Origin of the sequence: Streptomyces sp. NPDC002785, assembly GCF_040295565.1 — a bacterium.
GTDB lineage: Bacteria > Actinomycetota > Actinomycetes > Streptomycetales > Streptomycetaceae > Streptomyces.
The window spans coordinates 1-18,864 of record NZ_JBEOVN010000025.1; the positions used below are offsets into that span (position 1 = coordinate 1).

At 68.8% G+C, this 18,864-nt stretch carries 15 protein-coding genes and 1 pseudogene; 9 read left to right on the top strand and 7 right to left on the bottom strand.

From position 1 onward, the window contains the following. The 3 genes from ABTZ94_RS09505 to ABTZ94_RS09515 form a co-directional block, all read left to right on the top strand. On the top strand, window positions 1-324 hold a 324-nt coding region (locus tag ABTZ94_RS09505; protein ID WP_351199148.1), incomplete at its 5' end, for a hypothetical protein. Window positions 325-550: 226 nt separating this feature from the next. Beyond that, entirely contained in the window at window positions 551-2,416 is a 1,866-nt protein-coding gene (locus ABTZ94_RS09510) for a DUF262 domain-containing protein (RefSeq protein ID WP_351199150.1), read from the top strand. Window positions 2,417-3,136: 720 nt separating this feature from the next. Next, window positions 3,137-5,908: an alpha/beta hydrolase gene (locus ABTZ94_RS09515; protein ID WP_351199152.1), complete on the top strand. Its 2,772-nt coding sequence runs from the start codon at window positions 3,137-3,139 to the stop codon at window positions 5,906-5,908. 842 nt (window positions 5,909-6,750) lie between these two features. On the opposite strand, the gene ABTZ94_RS09520 is transcribed toward ABTZ94_RS09515, so the two are convergent. The 4 genes and pseudogenes from ABTZ94_RS09520 to ABTZ94_RS09535 form a co-directional block, all read right to left on the bottom strand. After that, window positions 6,751-7,608 carry a hypothetical protein gene (locus ABTZ94_RS09520; RefSeq protein WP_351199154.1) on the bottom strand — a complete coding sequence of 286 codons (858 nt, stop codon included), beginning with the start codon at window positions 7,606-7,608 and terminating at the stop codon, window positions 6,751-6,753. Between the two features lie 94 nt (window positions 7,609-7,702). Further along, window positions 7,703-8,101, bottom strand: a pseudogene (locus tag ABTZ94_RS09525) (arsenate reductase ArsC); the annotation flags it as partial. Next, the gene (gene arsB / locus ABTZ94_RS09530) at window positions 8,094-9,191 is read right to left on the bottom strand and encodes an ACR3 family arsenite efflux transporter (protein WP_351199156.1); all 1,098 of its coding nucleotides are present in this window, start codon (window positions 9,189-9,191) and stop codon (window positions 8,094-8,096) included. The gene arsB and the pseudogene ABTZ94_RS09525, both read right to left, overlap by 8 nt. Beyond that, window positions 9,188-9,595 carry an ArsR/SmtB family transcription factor gene (locus ABTZ94_RS09535; protein WP_351199158.1) on the bottom strand — a complete coding sequence of 136 codons (408 nt, stop codon included), beginning with the start codon at window positions 9,593-9,595 and terminating at the stop codon, window positions 9,188-9,190. Before ABTZ94_RS09535 ends, arsB begins: the two co-directional genes overlap by 4 nt. A 79-nt stretch (window positions 9,596-9,674) precedes the next feature. Between ABTZ94_RS09535 and ABTZ94_RS09540 the strand changes: the two genes are divergently transcribed. After that, the gene (locus ABTZ94_RS09540) at window positions 9,675-10,145 is read left to right on the top strand and encodes an ArsI/CadI family heavy metal resistance metalloenzyme (protein WP_351199160.1); all 471 of its coding nucleotides are present in this window, start codon (window positions 9,675-9,677) and stop codon (window positions 10,143-10,145) included. Between the two features lie 101 nt (window positions 10,146-10,246). Here the strand turns inward: ABTZ94_RS09540 and ABTZ94_RS09545 are convergent, their stop codons facing one another. The 3 genes from ABTZ94_RS09545 to ABTZ94_RS09555 all read right to left on the bottom strand — a co-directional run bounded on the left by ABTZ94_RS09545 (window position 10,247) and on the right by ABTZ94_RS09555 (window position 13,811). Next, window positions 10,247-11,797, bottom strand: coding sequence for a glycosyltransferase family 2 protein (locus ABTZ94_RS09545; protein ID WP_351199162.1), 1,551 nt, complete (start codon window positions 11,795-11,797; stop codon window positions 10,247-10,249). 39 nt (window positions 11,798-11,836) lie between these two features. Then, entirely contained in the window at window positions 11,837-12,652 is an 816-nt protein-coding gene (locus tag ABTZ94_RS09550) for a glycosyltransferase family 2 protein (protein ID WP_351199164.1), read from the bottom strand. Window positions 12,653-12,737: 85 nt separating this feature from the next. Then, the gene (locus tag ABTZ94_RS09555; RefSeq protein ID WP_351199166.1) at window positions 12,738-13,811 is read right to left on the bottom strand and encodes a glycosyltransferase family 2 protein; all 1,074 of its coding nucleotides are present in this window, start codon (window positions 13,809-13,811) and stop codon (window positions 12,738-12,740) included. Between the two features lie 585 nt (window positions 13,812-14,396). Between ABTZ94_RS09555 and ABTZ94_RS09560 the strand changes: the two genes are divergently transcribed. The 5 genes from ABTZ94_RS09560 (at window position 14,397) to ABTZ94_RS09580 (ending at window position 18,843) form a co-directional block, all read left to right on the top strand. Next, complete coding sequence (locus ABTZ94_RS09560) at window positions 14,397-15,068, top strand: ABC transporter ATP-binding protein (protein WP_351199168.1); 672 nt, start codon at window positions 14,397-14,399, stop codon at window positions 15,066-15,068. Beyond that, window positions 15,065-15,745: a hypothetical protein gene (locus tag ABTZ94_RS09565; protein ID WP_351199170.1), complete on the top strand. Its 681-nt coding sequence runs from the start codon at window positions 15,065-15,067 to the stop codon at window positions 15,743-15,745. The genes ABTZ94_RS09560 and ABTZ94_RS09565 overlap by 4 nt, the downstream gene beginning before the upstream one ends. A 206-nt stretch (window positions 15,746-15,951) precedes the next feature. After that, window positions 15,952-17,037 carry a prenyltransferase/squalene oxidase repeat-containing protein gene (locus ABTZ94_RS09570; RefSeq protein WP_351199172.1) on the top strand — a complete coding sequence of 362 codons (1,086 nt, stop codon included), beginning with the start codon at window positions 15,952-15,954 and terminating at the stop codon, window positions 17,035-17,037. Window positions 17,038-17,173: 136 nt separating this feature from the next. Continuing rightward, the gene (locus ABTZ94_RS09575; RefSeq protein WP_351199174.1) at window positions 17,174-18,016 is read left to right on the top strand and encodes a geranylgeranylglyceryl/heptaprenylglyceryl phosphate synthase; all 843 of its coding nucleotides are present in this window, start codon (window positions 17,174-17,176) and stop codon (window positions 18,014-18,016) included. Continuing rightward, window positions 18,013-18,843, top strand: a complete 831-nt coding sequence (locus ABTZ94_RS09580; protein ID WP_351199176.1) for a Moenomycin biosynthesis protein MoeN5 — start codon at window positions 18,013-18,015, stop codon at window positions 18,841-18,843. The genes ABTZ94_RS09575 and ABTZ94_RS09580 overlap by 4 nt, the downstream gene beginning before the upstream one ends. Window positions 18,844-18,864 lie beyond the last annotated feature (21 nt).

Sequence of the window (18,864 nt, forward strand, 5' to 3'; positions counted from 1 at the left end):
CTCTCACCGGGCAATACGTCGAAGGCCCCCGCTGCTCGCAGTGGGGGCCTTCGACGTTGGTGGTTGCAGTATTGGTTGCGGTTGCCCTTCTGGCGCTACGCCGGCCTCGGGTTGCGCCCCTGTGGCCGCCTCGGCCAGGACGACGGCGGTAGTCAGTCCCGCCACCTCAGCCCCGACCGGGCGGTCGCCGCCAAGGATGAGGAGGGTACGCCCCTCGGCGTCGTCCGCGCCATCCTTCTCGACGGAGACGAGCTGGTCCTGATCAAGCGCGCACGGCACAGTCTCAGCCGTCCAGATCAGCGCGTCATGTCCAGCCGCGGCTGAAGGCGAGCGGTGCACCGAGGAGTACCTACGCAGGTGACCCTTCACAGATGCTTCCTCCGTTCAGAGAAAGGTCACCCGGACGTGCCGTCAGCTGAGCTCCGACGGCATACGGTCGACCTCGTTCTCAACCAGGCCGTGGTGTGCAGACATCCCGGATCGGTCATATGTGGTGGGTCACCGTCGGTACCCTGCCGTCACTGTCCGATCCGAACAAACCGGGGGTGCGATGCAGGCCGGCGATGTGAAGCTGGGCGCGGTCTTCGCGAACGACCATCAGAACGTGATCCCGATCTTCCAGAGGCCATACGTCTGGGATCAGGAAGCGAACTGGCTCCCCCTGTGGAAAGACGTCCGGACGGCCACCGAAGAGTTCGAGGCGGAACAACACTCCCCGTCCAGCCAGCAGGACCCCCGCACCTATTTCCTCGGAGCTGTAGTCCTGCAGCAACGCCGCAGGCCGCCACGCCGACTCGCGTCGTCGCACATCATCGATGGCCAACAGCGTATGACCACCCTCCAGGTGCTCTTGGCCGCTGCCCGCTCGGTGGCCCACACCCTCGCAGCCGACAGTGTGGCCGGTCGCTTCGCAAGCCTCTTGGAGAACCGCCCCGAAACGGTTCACGAAGACTTCCCGGACGACCGTTACAAGGTCTGGCCGCTACCGCAGGACCGCAACGCCTTCCTTTGGGCAGTACGGGCTCCAACTGACGAGCGTCCACTGCCCAAACCTGCTCATCGACTGGTACGCGCCCGCGAGTGGTTTGAGCAGGAGATCGCAGAGTGGGCCAAGGCCGGAACAGCCCCAACGCAGCGATTGGACGATCTCTACTACACCCTCCTGGAGCGCATGCAGCTCGTCGAGATCGTTCTTGACGCCAGAGACGACCCACAGGTCATTTTCGAGGCACTGAACCACCGAGGTGTTCGCCTCGATGCGGCAGATCTGGTGAAAAATCTACTGTTCCAAACATTGGACATCCAAGGCCAGCACACTCAGGCAGAAGGACTGCTGATGGAGTCCTGGCTGCCACTGGATGATTTGCCTTGGCGAGGGGACGTCACCACTGGACGCATTAAGCGCGCCCTGATTGATCTACTTCTGTCCTACTGGCTAACCATTCATGGACGCCGAGAAGTCCTCATCGAGCACCTGTTCGTTGATTTCAAAAAATGGCTCACTGAAAGCGGAGCCCAGGCCGCCGATATAATTCGAGACATCCGGCACTACGCAGATACCTATCAGGCCATGCACAAGCTCCCGATGACGGATCCGACAGCGCAGCTGCTCGACCGTATGCAGGCCACTTCCACTGCGACACCATGGCCCGTCTTGTTGTACCTCCACGCCACAGAAGCAGTGCCACCCGAGCAACGACATATCGCAGCGAATGCCATCGACTCATTCTTGATGCGGCGCGCCATATGTGCAATGACGACCAAGGACTACAACCGGCTCTTCGTCCAGGTGCTGGCAGACGCTCAGGTCAGCGACCCAACCCAAGCAGGAAATGCCGTGGCGCAAAGCCTGCTCGGCCAAACCGCAGACGCTCGGCTGTGGCCCAGCGATGGCGATTTCTTAACGGCATTGACCAGTGCGGATATCTACAACCGCTGCTACCGGGCGCGGTTGCGCGCCTTCCTCATCGGGCTGGAAAACCACCTGCGAACCCCGAAGACCGAGCCAACTACTCCCTTGGCATGTTCGAAATCGACACTCAATATCGAGCACGTCCTACCGCAAAAGTGGGAAACGCATTGGCCTCTTGACGGCGGCGCCGATGATGACCGCCTTCAGCAACGGATCAACGCGGTCCACCGACTCGGCAATCTGACGCTTACGACAACCAAGCTGAATCCCTCGCTGAGCAACAAGGGATGGAGCCACAAGAAGGACTCGCTCCGTAGCCACAGCCTGCTGCGACTGACTACCGCATCCATCCTTACAGCGCCTGAAGGGCTTGAGCGGTCTTGGGACACAGATACATGGACAGCAGAGTGGAATGAAGACCGCATCACTCTACGGACCATGTGGCTGACCAAGGCAGCCTTGAGTGCCTGGCCAAGGGCCGCGTCCGACGCCCAACAGGCATGAAGGCTGTTCCGGGTCTCATTTCTGGTCTCATTCATCATTGTGCAGCGGCGTTCGCAGCCAGGTCCGCAGACAGCCCAGCCGCAGGTCAGAACGCTCTCACCCCTTCCTGAACCCCCAAGCGAACATGTGGAAAGTTGGGGGCAACCCCTCACGAGTTCGAATCTCGTATCCTCCGCCATTGCTCTCACCGGGCAATACGTCGAAGGTGACGGGTTCGAACCGTTTGCGGCCCGGACAGCGCTGCCTGTCCGGGCCTTTGGCGTTCTGCTCGCTGCCCCAGTCAGGTACCGAAGGCCGCGGTCAGCACCCCGAGGCGCAAGACCATGCAGCCGACGAACGCCGTGCCGGCTACGAAGACAGCCTCGGGTCGTCCTGTCCCTGAGCACCTTTTCAGCATGAAGGCCGGCAGGGCGACGGCTACGGAAGCCAGTGCAGCCACGAAGCGCCAGGTGACTCGCGTCGCAGCGGGCAGGTCACGGTTCGCCGCACGGACGTCGGACCGCCGCTCCGGGCCAGGATCCCTCTATCAGCGGACCGGCCCATGACTCCCGTCCGGCTCCCGTTTGCTCTTGTTTGGCCCATGTCAGATTCCTGTCAGATTCCTGTCAGATCTCCCGAGGTGGGACAACCGGTGACGACACGTCACCCTCTCCCGGTGCGGGGGGTGCTCCTGGGGTTCCTGGGGCGCTGAAGCACGACCAACGATGAGGAGACACCATCGTGAGACAGGTCTCACGCGCGCTGACGGTTGCCTTGGCGGCCGTAGCGCTGGCGGCGAGTGCGCCAGGGTCGGCGCACGCGCAGCCGACCGCCGACTCCATACCCGGCGCGCCGACCGGCGCCTCCGGGGAACGGCTGCCGGAAGGGTGGCGTGTCGAGGGTGGGGAGCTGGTCTGGAGCTCACCCGAGCCCGTGGGCATGGGCGGCGCCCTGGTCGAGTTCCGCTCGGGGGCGCGGACCCTCGGCGTCCCGAAGCCCTCCCCCGACCAACGCACCTTCCGGCTCCGCCTCGACGGGGCGAGGGTCGGACCGGTGAGCGAACTCCAAGTGGTCGCCGGTTCGCGGCGGCTGGACGCCGCAGGGGCTGACCGGGCACCCGGTCAGCGACGCCTGACGGCCGCGGCGGTGCCCCAGGAACCGTTCCCCGCCAACCCGGTCGACCCCGGTGTCGCCGGTAAGTACCGCACCACCAGCGGTGAGTACGTTCTGAAGTCGGTGAGGCTGCCGGGCTACGCCGAGCCCGTGGAGATGCGCGCCACGGTCGTCGGTCCGACGGACGCGCCGGGGAAGCGGCCGATGGCGCTCTTCCTCCACGGCCGCAGCGCCACCTGCTACGAGCCCGGCAAGAACAGCGCCGGCATGCAGTGGCCGTGCAAGCCGGGCCACAAGGCGGTCCCGAGCTACCGCGGCTATCTGCACGACCAGAAGCGCCTGGCCTCCCAGGGCTATGTGACCGTCTCCATCTCCGCGAACGGTGTCAACGCGCAGGACGGCCGCGCGGCCGACTACGGGGCGCAGGCCCGTTCGTCCCTGGTGCGCCAGCACCTCGCCCGCTGGGCGGCGTGGGGCGCCAACCCCGCGAAGGCGCCCAAGGCCGTGCGCGCGACAGAGCCCGCGGACCTGTCGAAAGTGCTGCTCGTCGGCCACTCCCGGGGCGGCGAGGGCGTCAACCGGGCGGCCCTCGACAGCGTCTCCCCGCCGCCGCCCGCCGAGGACGGCTACCGGGGACCGGTGGGCTGGCGGATCCGCGGCACCGTTCTGATCGGCCCCACCATCTTCGGGCAGAACCCCACACCCGACGTGCCCTCCATGACCATCCTGCCGGGCTGCGACGGCGATGTGAGCGACCTCCAGGGCCAGATCTACCTCGACGGCACCCGGGGCATCGGCCGGGGCACGGCGCTGCACAGCGCGGTGTACATGGTCGGCGCCAACCACAACTTCTTCAACACGCAGTGGACGCCCGGCCAGGCCGAGGCCCCGGCCGCCGACGACTTCTGGGACGACGAGGACAACCCGGACCCGGTGTGCTCGGCAGGGGCCAAGACCCGCCTGAGCGCCAAGCAGCAGCAGACGGCGGGCACCACCTACATCGCCGCCGCCGCGCGGCTCTTCCTCGCGGGCGACGACCGGGTCCGCCCGCTGCTCGACGGCTCCGACCGGCGGGCGCCCTCGGCCGGCCCCGCCCGGGTGCTGACCCACGCCGTCGGCGGCAACCGCACCCCGGCGATCCGGCCCGACGGCCCGCTCTCGGTGACGAACGGGCGCGTGTGCCGGCAGATCACGACGAGCACCGCCCGGGCCTGCAGGCCGGACTCCGACCCCAGCGGGTCGCCACACTTCGCGTCCTGGGCGAACGCCACCAGCGAGCCGGGCCGCAACGCGGTCACGGCCCGCTGGACCAAGCCGGGCACCCCGGTCCGGCTGACGCCGGAGCGCGCCTTCTCGCTGGCGGGCTCCGAAGCGCTCGCCCTGCGGGTGATAGTGCCGCCGAACACCCGGGGCACCCGGCTCGACATCGCCCTCACCGACACCTCCGGCAAGCGGGTGAGGCTCGGTCAGGTCACCGTCGACGGCCTTCCCGGCTCCGACTCGACGGCCGCGCACTGGGCGCGTGAGGTCCGCGTCCCGCTGAAGGCCGCCATCAGCGCCGGTGTCGACCTGAAGCGGACGCAGTCGCTGGAGCTCACCCCACGCAGCAGCTCCGGCGAGCTCTGGCTGATGGACGCCTGGGGCTGGCGCCCCGGCACCCCGGCGGTACGCCCCGTCGCGCTCCCGCGTGTCGACATCGGCAGGCTGACGGTCAAGGAGGGCGACTCCGGCACCCGCACCTACCGTGTGCCCGTCCGGGTCACCGGCAAGGGCACCGGCGTGGTCAAGCTCGCCGTCCTCGACCCGAAGACCTACAAGTCCACCGTCCGCACCGTGACGGTGAAGGCCGGCGGCTCCTTGGAGACGTCGATCACGGTCAAGGGCAACTCCCGCTACGACTACGACCTCCGCCACGACGTCGCGGCCAAGCCCGTGCGCGGCACGGCCGTCGGCAGCGCCTTCGGGGGCGTGCTCGTCGAGAACGACGACCCCAGGCCCACGGTCAGCGTGACCCCGGTCGCCGGCTCGGTCACCGAGGGCCAGAAACTCACCTGGAAGGTGGAGCTCTCCGAGCCCGCCGACACCAGCATCGAGACGCGCTTCGACCTCCTGCCGGTGAGCAAGGGCACCGAGCTGTCCACGAAGGACGTCGACGAGGAATGGCTCTCCGAGCTCGGCGAGTCCGCCGACCCGGAGCGGCCCCTGTCCACGAACAGTCCCTCCCTCTGGGTCTCCGTCCCCGAGGGCAAGACGAGCACCGAGGTGTCCGTGCCCACGGTCACCGACGCGCTGACCGAGCCGGAGGAGTCCCTGCGGATGCAGGCGCACATCCTCTGGGAGGACGAGTGGATGGAGGGTCCCCTCCTCACGGGGAAGGTCACGGACGCGCGCCAGGGCTGACGCCCAGGGTCCACGTCCCGCGCTGACGGTGCCTGAGCGCACCACCTGGCCGATGGCACCGGCCCCCGCCACGGGGGCCGGTGCCATCGGCGTGAGAGGGCCACGCGGGGGCCACGGAAACCCGCTTCCCCCGGAGCGACAGGCACAGCCCTGGCGGACAAGCCCGCGCGACCGCAGCCCGAAGAAGCCCGAGCAGGACCCGCCTGTGGACGACTCCGCGCAATGAGAGCCAACCATCGTCAAATTGTGGATGAGTTCCGGCGATTGCACGATCAAACTGGTGTAGTACATGACGAAATGGCCCATTCCTGTCGGCCGAAAGTGCCAGAGGGGCGAGCTGTCGAAAGTTTCCTTACTGGATCAAGGCGGCCCGCTGGCGCGGGCCGCGCGCGCTGGCGGCCTATGGCCGCCGACGCTCCATGTCTCCGCCACCGCTCCGGCGGCCCCGTCCACTCAGCGCGCAAGGCCAGACCAAGCGATCCGACAGGGATCAGGAAGGCCCAGCTACCCCGCGGCGCAGGCCAAGAGCAGGGCAAGGTGGCGCAGGCCCGCCGTGCTGCGGGTGGGCCACGTGACGGGCAATCGTCAAAGCGCGGGAGCGTCGTGACTGACGTGTGGGGGTGTCCGTCAGAGCAGGGATGGAGCCTGCCCGAATTGCTCAGAGAGCACGTCCTTCTGACCGTGCTTGACCCCGATCTGAACAGGGCGCCGGCCAGAGCCGCTCCGGTCGGCCGTGGAGATCGGGTGCGGCAGACAACGCCAAACACCCAAGAGAAGGCGGTAGTTGACGCGGAAAGGCCCCAGCGCCAAAAGGCGACGCCGGGGCCCGGAGGGAGGATCGGTCAGGTGGTCGATGGGGCGGGCGTCGAGCCCGGAGGGTGAACCCCGGTCAGTTGCTCCGCACGTTGGCGCAAGAGTGGGGCCAGCTCGACGTACCAGCCGCGGCCGACGGCCTGGAGCATCTCGGCGAGGGCGATCTGTTCGCCGATCCGGCCGGCGGGAGTGTCGAGGACGTGGGCGAACTCGACGCGGATGCGGTCGGCGACGGTGGGGACGCGGAGGCTGTTCACGTAGAGCATGGCCGGGTCATAGCCGACGGGAACGGCGCCCCAGCGTTCCCAGTCCAGGATGACGAGGGGGTCGTGGGTGAGGTTGGCCCACTGGAGATCGGCGTGGCCGGTGATGCGTTCGGTGATGGCCGGAGCGGGGATGCCGAGGAACTCGGGGAAGACCCGGTCGGCCCAGGACTGCCGGATGGTCTCGCGGGGTGGTTCGGCGGTGCTGAGTGCGTCCAGGCTCTCCCGAAGGGTCGCCCACCAGGAGTCCGGCAGGCCCGGGTCCGCGGTGAGGTCGGGGGTTTCCTGGGAGATGACCGGCTGAGCGATGTAGTCGATCAGCTCCGCCTCGAAGACGTACTCCCCGCCATCCCAGCGGTGCAGGTCGTGGAGGTGCGGGCGGGAAACCTTGTCGGACACCCGTTCCTCCGCGAGCGCGATGCCCTCGTTCCGGGTGGCGGGGGTCTTGGACGCCTCGCCACAGTGGACGCGGAGCCAGTGGCCGCCCTCGGTACGGCTGCCGATGGTGCGGCCCAACCAGCCCCACGCGGGCGCCCCCGTCGTGGTGGTGGAGAACCGGGCGGCGGCGTGCGCCAGAGCTTCCTCCATGCGGGCCCTGGTCGTCTCATCCTTGGGCGAGTACATCGGTGACCTTCCTGAGGTGACCCGGATCGAGCGGGGAGGCGATGACGTCCTGTGCAGCGCTCCAGTGTGGTGGGCTGCCAGCGGACAGCAGTACCACGTCCTCGATGAGGCTTCGGATGCGCTGCTCGATCTCGTCGCGGATGGGCCGGACGGCGTCGATGCCCCGCCCGGCCGGGTCGGGGAGTTGCCAGTCGAGGTAGCGCTTGCCGGGGAAGACGGGACAGGTGTCGCCGCAGCCCAAGGTAATGACGACGTCGGAGGCTTGGACGGCTTCCACGGTGAGCACCTTGGGTACCTCCGCCAAGATGTCGATGCCGACCTCAGCGAGGGCTTCGACCACGGCCGGGTTGACCGAATCGGCCGGCGCGGAGCCTGCTGAGCGCACTTGCACGCGGTCGCCGGCGAGATGGGTGAGGAAGGCGGCAGCCATCTGCGAGCGTCCGGCGTTGTGGACGCAGACGAACAGGACGGAGGGCAGCGTGGTGTCAGGCATGGGCGGGGTCTTCCTGCGGCGAAGGCGTGTTGGGCGTCGAGAAGTAGCGGCGGGCGTACAGCGCCACGTAGACGAGACCGATCAGCACGGGCACTTCAATGAGCGGACCGACGACGCCGGCCAGGGCCTGACCCGAGGAGGCGCCGAATGTAGCGATGGCCACGGCAATGGCCAACTCGAAGTTGTTGCCTGCGGCGGTGAAGGCGAGCGTGGTGGCGCGCGGATGGTCCAGGCCCACGGCGCGGCCCAGGGCCATGGACCCGGCCCACATGAGTGCGAAGTAGACGAGCAGTGGCAGGGCGATGCGGGCCACGTCGAGGGGCTGTGAGGTGATGGCGTCGCCCTGGAGGGCGAAGAGGATGACGATCGTGAACAGCAGGCCATACAGGGCGAAGGGGCCGATGCGCGGGATCAGCTTCGCCTCGTACCAGGCACAGCCCTTGGTCTTCTCACCAATCCGGCGGGTGAGGTATCCGGCCGCGAGCGGGATACCGAGGAAGATGAGCACGCTGCGGGCAATCTCCCACACCGACACGTCGAGTCCGGTCTGCTCCAGGCCCAGCCAGCCGGGCAGGACGCTGAGGTAGAACCAGCCGAGCGCCGAGAACGCAATCACCTGGAACACCGAGTTCAGAGCGACCAGGACGGCCGCCGCCTCGCGGTGTCCGCAGGCCAGGTCGTTCCAGATGATGACCATGGCGATACAGCGGGCCAGGCCGACGATGATGAGGCCGGTGCGGTATTCGGGCAGGTCCGGCAGGAACAACCAGGCCAGGGCGAACATGAGCGCCGGGCCAACGATCCAGTTCAGCAGCAGCGAGGGCAGCAACAGGCGCCGGTCACGGGTCACGGTGTCGAGGCGGTCGTACCGAACCTTGGCCAGCACCGGGTACATCATCACGAGAAGCCCCAGCGCGATCGGCAGGGACACCCCGCTCACGGTCACGGTGGCCAACGCGTCCCCGAGCTCGGGGACGAGGCGTCCCAGGCCGAGCCCCACGGCCATCGCAGCGAGGATCCACAAGGCCAGGTAGCGGTCCAGGAACGACAGGCGCCCGGCCACGCCCTGCTCAGGCGTACTCGTGCTCACGAAGCAGCCCCGGCCGTCTCCGAACGGTCGGGCACCGGCTCACCGGCAGGGCGGGTCAGGATGCCCGCGAGGCGGTCGGTCATCTCCGGCTGCAACCAGTAGTAGACCCAGGTGCCGCGCCGCTCGCAGTCGATAAGACCGGCCTGCCGCAGCAGCTTGAGGTGATGCGAGATCGTCGGCTGCGACAGGTCAAAGGCCGGGGTCAGGTCGCAGACACAGACCTCACCGCCCGCCTGTGAGGCGATCATCGACAGCAGTCGCAGCCGCACCGGGTCACCCAGCGCCTTGAACACCTTCGCCAGCTCGACAGCCTGATCTTCGTCCAGAGGGGCGATCAACAGCCCCGGACAGCATGCACCGGTCTCGTCACCCTGGCCGAGCCGGACAAACTCTTGATTCGACATGCTTCTATGTTGACATCCTTCGATATAGCGCGCAATCTTGCATCGACGGACATCAATACAAATCGATGGGAGCACCGCCATGTCCCGCGCTCAGCTCGCCCTGCGTGTCAGCGACCTGGAGGCGTCGATCACCTTCTACTCGAAGCTGTTCGGCACCGAACCGGCCAAGCGACGTGAGGGCTACGCCAACTTCGCCATCACAGAGCCCCCGCTCAAGCTGGTCCTGATCGAGGGGGAGCCCGGACAGGACACCCGCCTGGACCACCTCGGCGTCGAGGTCGAGTCCACCGACCAGGTCAACGCGGCCACCACCCGGCTCATGGACGCCGGCCTGGCCACCTTCGAGGAGAGCGACACCTCCTGCTGCTACGCACTCCAGGACAAGGTGTGGGTCCACGGCCCCGGCCAGGAGCCGTGGGAGATCTACGTCGTCAAGGCCGACGCCGACACCCTCGGCAAGAGCGCCCGGCCCGACGCGAGCAGTGACGGCTGCTGCACTGGCCAGCCCCAAGAAAGCGAGTCGGAGACGGCGGGCTCGGCGCCTGCCTGAAGGACTCGGCCTTCCTGACTGGTGTCCCGTGATTCTGTTGCCGTTGCTTTGACGCCTGTCAGAGGATGAGCGGATTGACCTCGTTGGTGCAGTCGGATCCCTCACAAATACAGGCTTCTCTGCCGCACGCTGCCCGCGAGGAACCCGGAGAGCCGGGCACCGTAGCGGATCCAGCGGCGGCGCGGGGGCCCTGAGCGCAGCAGGTCGGGGGTGTGGGCCAGCAGCCAGGTCCAGTTCATCAGCACCACGGACGCGCTGCGTCGTTCGAAGCCGGCGTGCTGGTACGCGGCGTAGAGATGGGCCCCCGACTTCCCGTAGTTCCACTTCTGCCGGGCCAGCGAGGACAGCCCGTCGCGCAGGCGGTAGTGCATACGGGCGCAGGGTGCGTACCCGACGCGGTAGTCGCACAGATGGGCACGCCAGGACAGATCCATGTCCTCGCCACCGCCACGGTAGTTCTCGTCCCAGCCGCCGATCGTCGTCAACACGTCTTTCCACGCGGCACAGTTGGCGCCCCTCGCAAACGGCAGGAAGTCTGTTTGCTCGGTCATGGGCAATGGCTGCTCGGCTGTGTACGCAGGGCTGAGCACAGTGCTGTCGAGGCTGCCGCCGATCAGATCGGCGTCGCCCGCGGCTTGGGCCAGCGCGGCGAGCCAACCGGGATCGGCGACGTCGTCCGCGTCGCAGAAGGCGATGAAGTCGCCGCGGGCGGCGGCGATCCCGCGGTTGCGGGCGTAACCCTCGCCTGCGCGGTCGCGCGCCTCGACGATCCGCAGACCCGGCAGTTCGGCGCGTGCCTCCTCGGCCACGTCCCGGGTCCGGTCCACCGAGCCGTTGTCGACGACCAGGACCTCCCAGGGCCGTGGGTAGGTCTGGGCCGCGAGCGCGCGCAACTGCGCCGGGAGCGTGCGGGCGCCGTCGCGGACGGGGACGACCACGGAGACCAGTTCCGGGGTGCGTTCGTGCTTGCGGGGCCCGGCGGCGGGAGCGTACGCGCAGTGCGTCAGGAAGGTGCGGCGGATGACGTCGGCACCCGGGGCGAGAGCGGTGCGGGTGGCGCCGTCGTCCTCCCGGCGGCGTACCAGCAACCGCGGCACAGCCACCCACGCGGCAGCAACCTGCCCGCTCGCGTCGAACAGATCCCGTCGCACGGCGTACGCGCCACCACGCAGTTCGCCCGGGCCGCCACGGGTGCCGGGCCGCCCGGGCGGCAGGGCGATGCCGTCCACCAGGCCGTCGGCCCGAAGCTCAACCGTGCCGCAGTGCACGATGCCCGCGCCGCAACCGGCCCGGCTCCCGGCATGCCTACCGGCCCCTGCCCCGACGCCGTCACCAGCCCCCCGCCCGCCGTCGCGAGCCGCCTCCGCCAGCCTCCGCAGCCATCCCCGCAGCGCCTCGTCGGTGCCCTGGAGGAAGGCCACGTAATCGGTGTGCATGCTCCTCGCCGCCTCGATGCAGGCGGTCTCCAGGCCCGCGGGCGCGCAGTGCACCACGTGCACTCCAGCAACGTCGGACTGCGGGCGGGGTGCCAACGTGACGACGGTGACGGAGACAGGGGGCAGCGTCTGCTCGCAAAGGCTGCGCAGCACGGGTTCCCAGTCCCCGTCGGGCGCTACGACGACGACGCCGAAGTCGGGCAGGGGGGCATCCATGTTCCGGTCCTCGTGGTCGCTCATCATGCGCCGGCGTGCTCAGCCGAGCTCGATCGGTTCGAGTGCGAAGTCGATGTCGTTGGGCGGGGCGACCAGCAGGGGCAGGAGTTCCTCCCGGGAGCGCGCCTCACGCCTCCTGCGCTCCTGAGCGGCCATGGCCTGCGTGTAGGAGCGGCGCTCCGTGGACGCGAAGCCCGTCTCGGGCGCCTGCGTCAGCGATTTGGGCCAGATCCGGTAGCGGTACAGCACCTGGCGCACACTGCGCAGCCGGTACAGGCGGGCCGCCCGGAGATGGAAGTCAGTGTCGGCGCCCAGCCTTACGGTGCCGTCGAAACCTCCCAGCCGTTGGAGCACCTCCCGGCGCACGACGGTCGACGGATGGAGCACCACCGTCGATCGGCCCATCCGCATCCACAGGTTCCCGTGCCGGGGCATGCGCCGGTGCCCGGTCGTGCGGCCGGCGGCGTCGATGCACTCGTACGCGCAGCCCACCAGATCGGCCTTGCCCCCTTCCAGCAGGGCCAGCTGGCGGCGCAGTCGGCCGGGCAGGCTGATGTCGTCGGCGTCCTGGAACCCCACATACGGCGTGTCCACCCGTTCCAGCACCTTGTTCTTGATGCGCAGATGGCCGACGTTCTCGGAGGTGCGGAGCACGACGAGACGCGGGTCGTCCGCGTACGGGCGCAGAGCGGAGCGCCATGCGTCGTCGGGCGAGCAGTCGTCGACGACGATCAGACGGAGGTCGGTACGGTCCTGCGCCAGGACCGAAGCCGCCGCCGGACCGAGGTAGTCCGCGCAGTCGTAGTGAGGGAGGACGACGGTGACCGCCGCCCCTGTTTCCTTCGATGCCCGCACCGCGGTCTCCTCCTAGGTCTCGGCCCTGCGGCAGCCTCTGCCGCTCACGGGGCTGTGCCGTACTGCTGTCACACGCCGCCCGGCCTCACACCGCAGCGGGTTCCCCGACCGCGGGGCTGCGGAAGTCCCCCTCGTCGCCCCATGGCACGTACCGCAGCGGGTGGCGCACCACCCCGCGTACGGCCAGGTTCGCGGCGACCCCGCAGAACCAGGTGAAGTGCACGGCTTTGACGGTCCAGCGCTTCAGCCCCCGTACGGTGCCCCGGCTGCCGTCCCAGGGTGCGAGCGGCCAGAGCCCGTGGAAGAGGGTGCCGGTGAAGTACTGACGTGCGGTGGGCCACGGATAGTCGGCCATGCATGTCACATGGCTGTAGAGGGAGCGGCGGAGGCGGCGGAGTGTGTCATGCGTCCTGCTGACCCGGTAGAAGCTGCCGTAGGCGTCCGGCAGTACCTCCAGATCACGCAGTGGGTCGGCGGCGTCGGCGTCGAGGAGTTCGAAGAGGACGTACCCGTCGTCGGCGAGCCGTCGTGACGGGATGCCGGAGGCAATGACGTCGGTCGCGACGAGCATGCAGGCCGCCGCCGGATACGCGCCCGGCGGCACCGTGAAGTCGGCGATCCTGCCCATGGTCCGGGATGCGGTGGAGGCCCGGGGCAGCGCGACAAGACGGGCGCCGATGGCCCCGGTGCAGCCACGCCCCCGGAAGCGGGACACCAGCCGCTCCAGGCACTTCGGGCCGAACTCCACGTCGTCGTCGGTCCACAGCCAGCCGGTGTAGTCGAGCTTCCGGGTGAGTCGCAGTACCGAATTGACGGTCCGCAGCTTGCCCGGTCCCGGCAGCGCGAGGCCGACCACGGCGGTGCCCCTGTCGTCCCGGGCGAGCTCGGTGAGCCGCCGCAGCCGGCGCAGTGCCTCCGCGTACTCGCCGGATCCGTACTGCATGCCCACCCAGACGGTCTGGGGCAGATCAGGGTGGCTTTCGCGTACGTCGGCGAGAGCGCCGAGCAGATGACGGAACGCGGTCTCGTGCGCGTGCGCATCGCACCGGTTCACGTATGTGGGGAGCAGGACACCGAGGCCCGTGGAAGGCAGTCCGGCGAGCAGTTCGCGGGACAGCCCGTCGGGTTGGACCGGGAGGGGGGTTTCCCCGGGTCTCACGAGTGTGAGGGGTGTCCGGGGTTCGGAGAGAGGGTCGAAGCCGCGGGCCACGACGCGCTGTATCCAGGTGCGTCCGCTCTTGGTGCCCCCGCGCATCCGTAGCCCTTTCGTCTGCCCGCCGACGTCCGGTCCCTGGAAAAGCACCTTTTCGCGCGGCTGCCATGAAACAGGCGGAATGAGGCACAATTTCAGCGCGATCACGGTAACCAGCGCTACTCAGTGATCACAAGACCAGCTGCCGGGCTCCCTGCAATTGGCCGAAATTCCCGGTTCACCAAGGCCCTTGACTCGATTTGACGTCGGCACGGGCACAAAAGCTCCCGCGCCGACGTGGCCGAATCCGGCCTGTCCCGGGCGTTGTTCGACTCATAGCGCCTCTCGGAGGCGGCCGAAAGTATTCATTCGCGAGGTATCGGACATGCCGTATCCGTACGGGAGTGCGCCGCCGCTCGACCGAGTTGTGGGAGGGTGACTGCACAGGGCGCGGCGGCCGAAGTACTGGAGCCGGGCGGACCTGAAAAACCCCATGATGATGACGGCCAGAATTCCGCGCCATTCGCCGCGGACGGCAGGAGGGTGACACACATGGTGTATTCCGCGAGTGCGGAACAGCGGTTAAGCGGCGTATCCGGCGGCAAGGGGCGAGAGGTCCTCCTGCACGCGCACGGGATCGTGAAGAGTTACGGCCGGCGCCGCGTCCTGAACGGCGTCGACCTCGTCGTGCGCGCGGGCGAGGTCGCGGCGATCGTGGGCAGCAACGGAGCCGGCAAGTCCAGCATGCTCAAGATCTGTGCCGGGCTGCTCTCCCCGGACGAGGGCCGGGTGACCATCTCGGGACGGCTGGGCTACTGCCCGCAGAACGCGGGCGTCATGAACTTCCTCAAGCCTCGCGAGCACTTCACCCTCTTCGGCGCGGGACGCGGCATGAGCGGCCCGGCCGCGGACCGCCGTGGCCGCGAGCTGGCCGGCCGGCTGGACTGGACCGTCGCCAGAAGCACCCTCGCCAAGGACCTGTCGGGCGGCACCCAGCAGAAACTGAACGTCGTTCTGTCGGCGCTCGGCGACCCTGACGTCCTGCTGCTCGACGAGCCCTACCAGGGCTTCGACCACGGCTCCTACGTCGACTTCTGGCAGAACGTGTGGGGCTGGCGCGAGGAGGGCAAGGCCGTCGTCGTCGTCACCCACATGCTCAACCAGCTCGACCAGGTGGACCACGTGCTGGACCTCAGCCCCAGGACCCAGGAGACCGACCGATGACCCGAACGCTGCGGATGGCCGAGATGACCCTGCGCGAACTGCTGCGCAGGCGCGGCGTTCTGGGCCTGCTCCTGCTGGTGCCGCTCGTCTTCTACCTGGGCCGGCACGACCAGGCGGGCCAGGCCATCAGGTTCGCCAGCCTCGGCGTGGGATTCGCCGTGAGCACCGCGGCCCTCTTCTCGGCCGTCGGCAGCCGGGAGATCGAGCCCCGGCTCGCCCTGTCCGGCTTCCGGCCCCAGCACCTGTACATCGGCCGCACCCTCGCCCTGATCACGGCCGGGCTGCTGATCTCCGCGCTCTACTCCGTGGTCGTCATCGTGGACCAGGACGTGCAGAGCCCGCAGGCCGTGGTCCTGGAACTGGCGTTGACGACGGTCGTCGCCGTGCCGCTGGGACTGCTCCTCGGGCTCGTCGTCCCCCGCGACCTCGAGGGCTCCCTGCTGCTGATCTCCGTGATCGGCGCGCAGATGGTGATCGACCCGGCGAAGGACTCCGCGAGGCTGCTGCCCTTCTGGTCGACCCGAGAGATCATCACCTACGCGGTCGACGGTTCGGCCAGCGGTTCCCTCGCCTCCGGAACGACCCACGCCATCGTGGTGGCCGGGCTGTTGATCCTGGCGAGCGGCGCCGTCATGTCCGCCCGATTGCGACGCCGGGCCCACATGCAATTCGTCTGAATCCACCTGTCTGTATGGGCTACCCGTCGGGGCCGGGGCCAGGTGCGCCGCCGCCCCGACGGCATTCCACCGGGCCCGTCGCCGGACAATGCCCCCTACCTCACGTAAACGAACACGTGTAGGGTTGGATGCCGTCATGCCGATACGCGCTGAGTGCCTCGGCATGGTGTCCCGATTCGTCGCCTCTCCCAATGGGAGGAGAGTACGTGAACGGTGCACGGCGATTACCCGACGGCAATTCTGTCGACCAAGCCCTGTCGAGGGCAACGGAATTCCTGCGGTCCACACGTGATGCGGACGGCTGGTGGAACGACTACGAAGTCCGCGGCCCCGGCCAGTTCTGGGCGACTGCCTTTGTCGGGGCCTCACTCGCGGAATTACCGGACGGTCCCGGGCGAACGGCGGCCACCGAGTCATGGGAACTGCTGAAAAAGTCCCGCGGCCCGTCCGACGGCTGGGGCTACTGCCCGCAGGTGCCCGGAGACGCCGATATCACCTCCTGGGCGCTGCGCCTCGCGGAGGCGCTCGGCGCCGATACCGACCCGCGTGCGGCCGAGGGGTACCGGTTCGTCGACGCACATCTTCAGGGGGACGGGGGAATCTCCAGCTATCTGCCGGAAGTCGCCGCTCCCTTCCTGGAGCGGGTCGCTCCGCGCTGGGACGCCTGGTACGCGAGCCACCCGTGTGTGACGGCCGCCGCGGCCGGGCTGCGGGGACTGCCACGGCGTGAGCGCCTCCTGGCCAGGCTCCGCGAGATCCAGCGTCCCGAAGGATCGTGGCCCGCCTACTGGTGGCCCGACCGCGAGTACCCCACAGCCCTGGCGGCGGAGGCGCTCACCGCGGGTCCCGACGGCCCCGACTGCCCGGAAGCGGCCGCGGCTGCCCGCTGGGCCGCCGACCGGATCGGCACGGACGGCGCCGTACGGACCGTATGGGAACCAGAGGGCTCCGCTTTCGCGACGGCCTTCGCGCTGCGCGCCGTCGTCACGGGCGCGGCGCCGGACGGCGCAAAAGCCGCTCGGCGAGCAGTCGATCACCTTCTCCACACCCAGTCGCAGGACGGCAGTTGGCAGGCGTCCGCATGGTGTCAGGTGCCCGGCCCGATGGAGCGGAACCCCGATGAGCGAGAGCACTGGGAGCGTGGGCGTCGCGGAAAGGCCGCGCTGGGATCCGTGGTCCTGGACACCAAGGCGCTCTACACCACCGCATCCGTCGTCGCCGCACTGGCCAGAACCCGCGCCGCGCCACAGACCCTGACAGTCACCGCGGAGCACTCCGCGGGCGAAGCGTGACCGCGCGCACGGAACAGCAACGAACAACGAGGGAACCGCACTTCGGATCAACGGGCAACGAGGGCACGGCACTTCGCGTCAACGGACCGCGAAGGCCCGCACCTCGCATCATCGGACCGCAAGGGGGAGCACGCTGGTGAACGCATCACCGGAACTGGCCCAGCACATAGGACACTCGACGGCGCCGCCCCTGCTGAGCCCGGGGAAGTTCCTGACCCGGTTGCAAGGCCACCCTCCGGGTCCCGTCCACATCATCGACCCCTTCAAGGTCCCGCAGCACGAAGCCGTCGAGAAGGCCGTCGCGCTCGACGAACTCGGCTTTCCCGCCATCATCCTGGCCAGCACCGACTACGAGTCGTTCGAGACCCGGATGGACCCGTACGTGGCCGCCATCAAGGCCGCCACGTCGCTGCCCGTACTACTGCACTTCCCGCCGCGCAAAGGCTTCGGCTTCCCGCTGGTGGGCGGCGCCGACGCGATGCTGCTGCCCGCGCTGCTGGGTTCGCGCGACGACTACTACGTATGGAAGAGCTATCTCGAGACCCTGCTGAACATGCCCGGCAGGGTGGACCGCGAGGACTGGCCGGAACTGCTGCTCACCGTCGCCCTCACCTTCGGCGAGGACCGCAGGACCGGTGATCTCCTCGGCACCGTGCCGGTGGCCACCACGACCACCGAACAGCTCGACCGGCACATCGCTGTCACCCGCAGCTTCGGCTTCCACATGGTCTACCTCTACTCGCGCAACGCGCAGGTACCCATCGATGTCGTCCGGTACTTCCACGAGCGGCTCGACCCGGACCAGATCCTGTTCGTCAGCGGCAACGTCCGCTCCCGCGAGCAGGTCACGACGTATCTCGACGCGGGGGCCGACTACGTGGGATTCGCCGGAGCCCTGGAACATCCCGACTGGAGGTCCACGCTCAAGGAGATGACGGCCACACAGGTCGCGCCGCACCGCCCGGGGACCCGGCCGTGAACGCCGTCGCGCCCGCGCGGCTTCCCGACGACTACACCGCGGCGATGCTCGTCACCGAGTCCGCCAACCGCGACCGCGCCACCGGCTTCGTGGCCGGCAACGGCGGCTCGCCCGGCCTCGTCGCCCATGTCGCGGCACTGCGGCTGTATCTGCGCGTGCCGCACTTCCTCACCGAGTGGATCACCGACCCGCAGCGGCGCGCCGAGGTGGCGCGGGCGCTCACCCTGGACATCGTCGCCATGAAGCTCCTGGACGACCTCATGGACGACGACACCGGGCTCGACCGCATCGAACTGGCCTGTCTGTCCCTCCACTTGCACCTCACGGCGGTGCACGAGCTGTGTGGTCTCGCCCAGGACGCCCAGACCGTGATCGATGTGCTGGAACACGACTTCACCACGGTCTGCACCGGCCAGATACGCACCAAGAGCAGGCGCGCCGAGGACCTCGACACCTGGTGCGCCAACGCCAGTACGTACGGCGCGACCTTCCTCGGCTGCTATGGCGCGCTCGCGGCGATCTGCGGCGGCGCGGCCCAATCGGTGGGCCCCGCCCGTCTGTTCGCCGAGGCGTTCGGCACGATCATCACGATCGCGGACGACCTGACCGACTACGACCGCAACGGCGAACGGGCGGGCAACCTCGGCCATCTCATGCGGACGGGTGCCGTGCCCGCCGGGGACGTCAAGGCCCTGCTGGAACGGCTGCGCGCACAGGCCCTGAGCGCGGTGCGGGAACAGCCGGCCTCAGCGGGTCTCGTCCCGGTCGTCGGCGTCTACACCGACGACGTGCTGGGCCGGCTGCTCCCCGTCCACGCGGCACACTGACCGACCTGGCGCGGGGCGCGC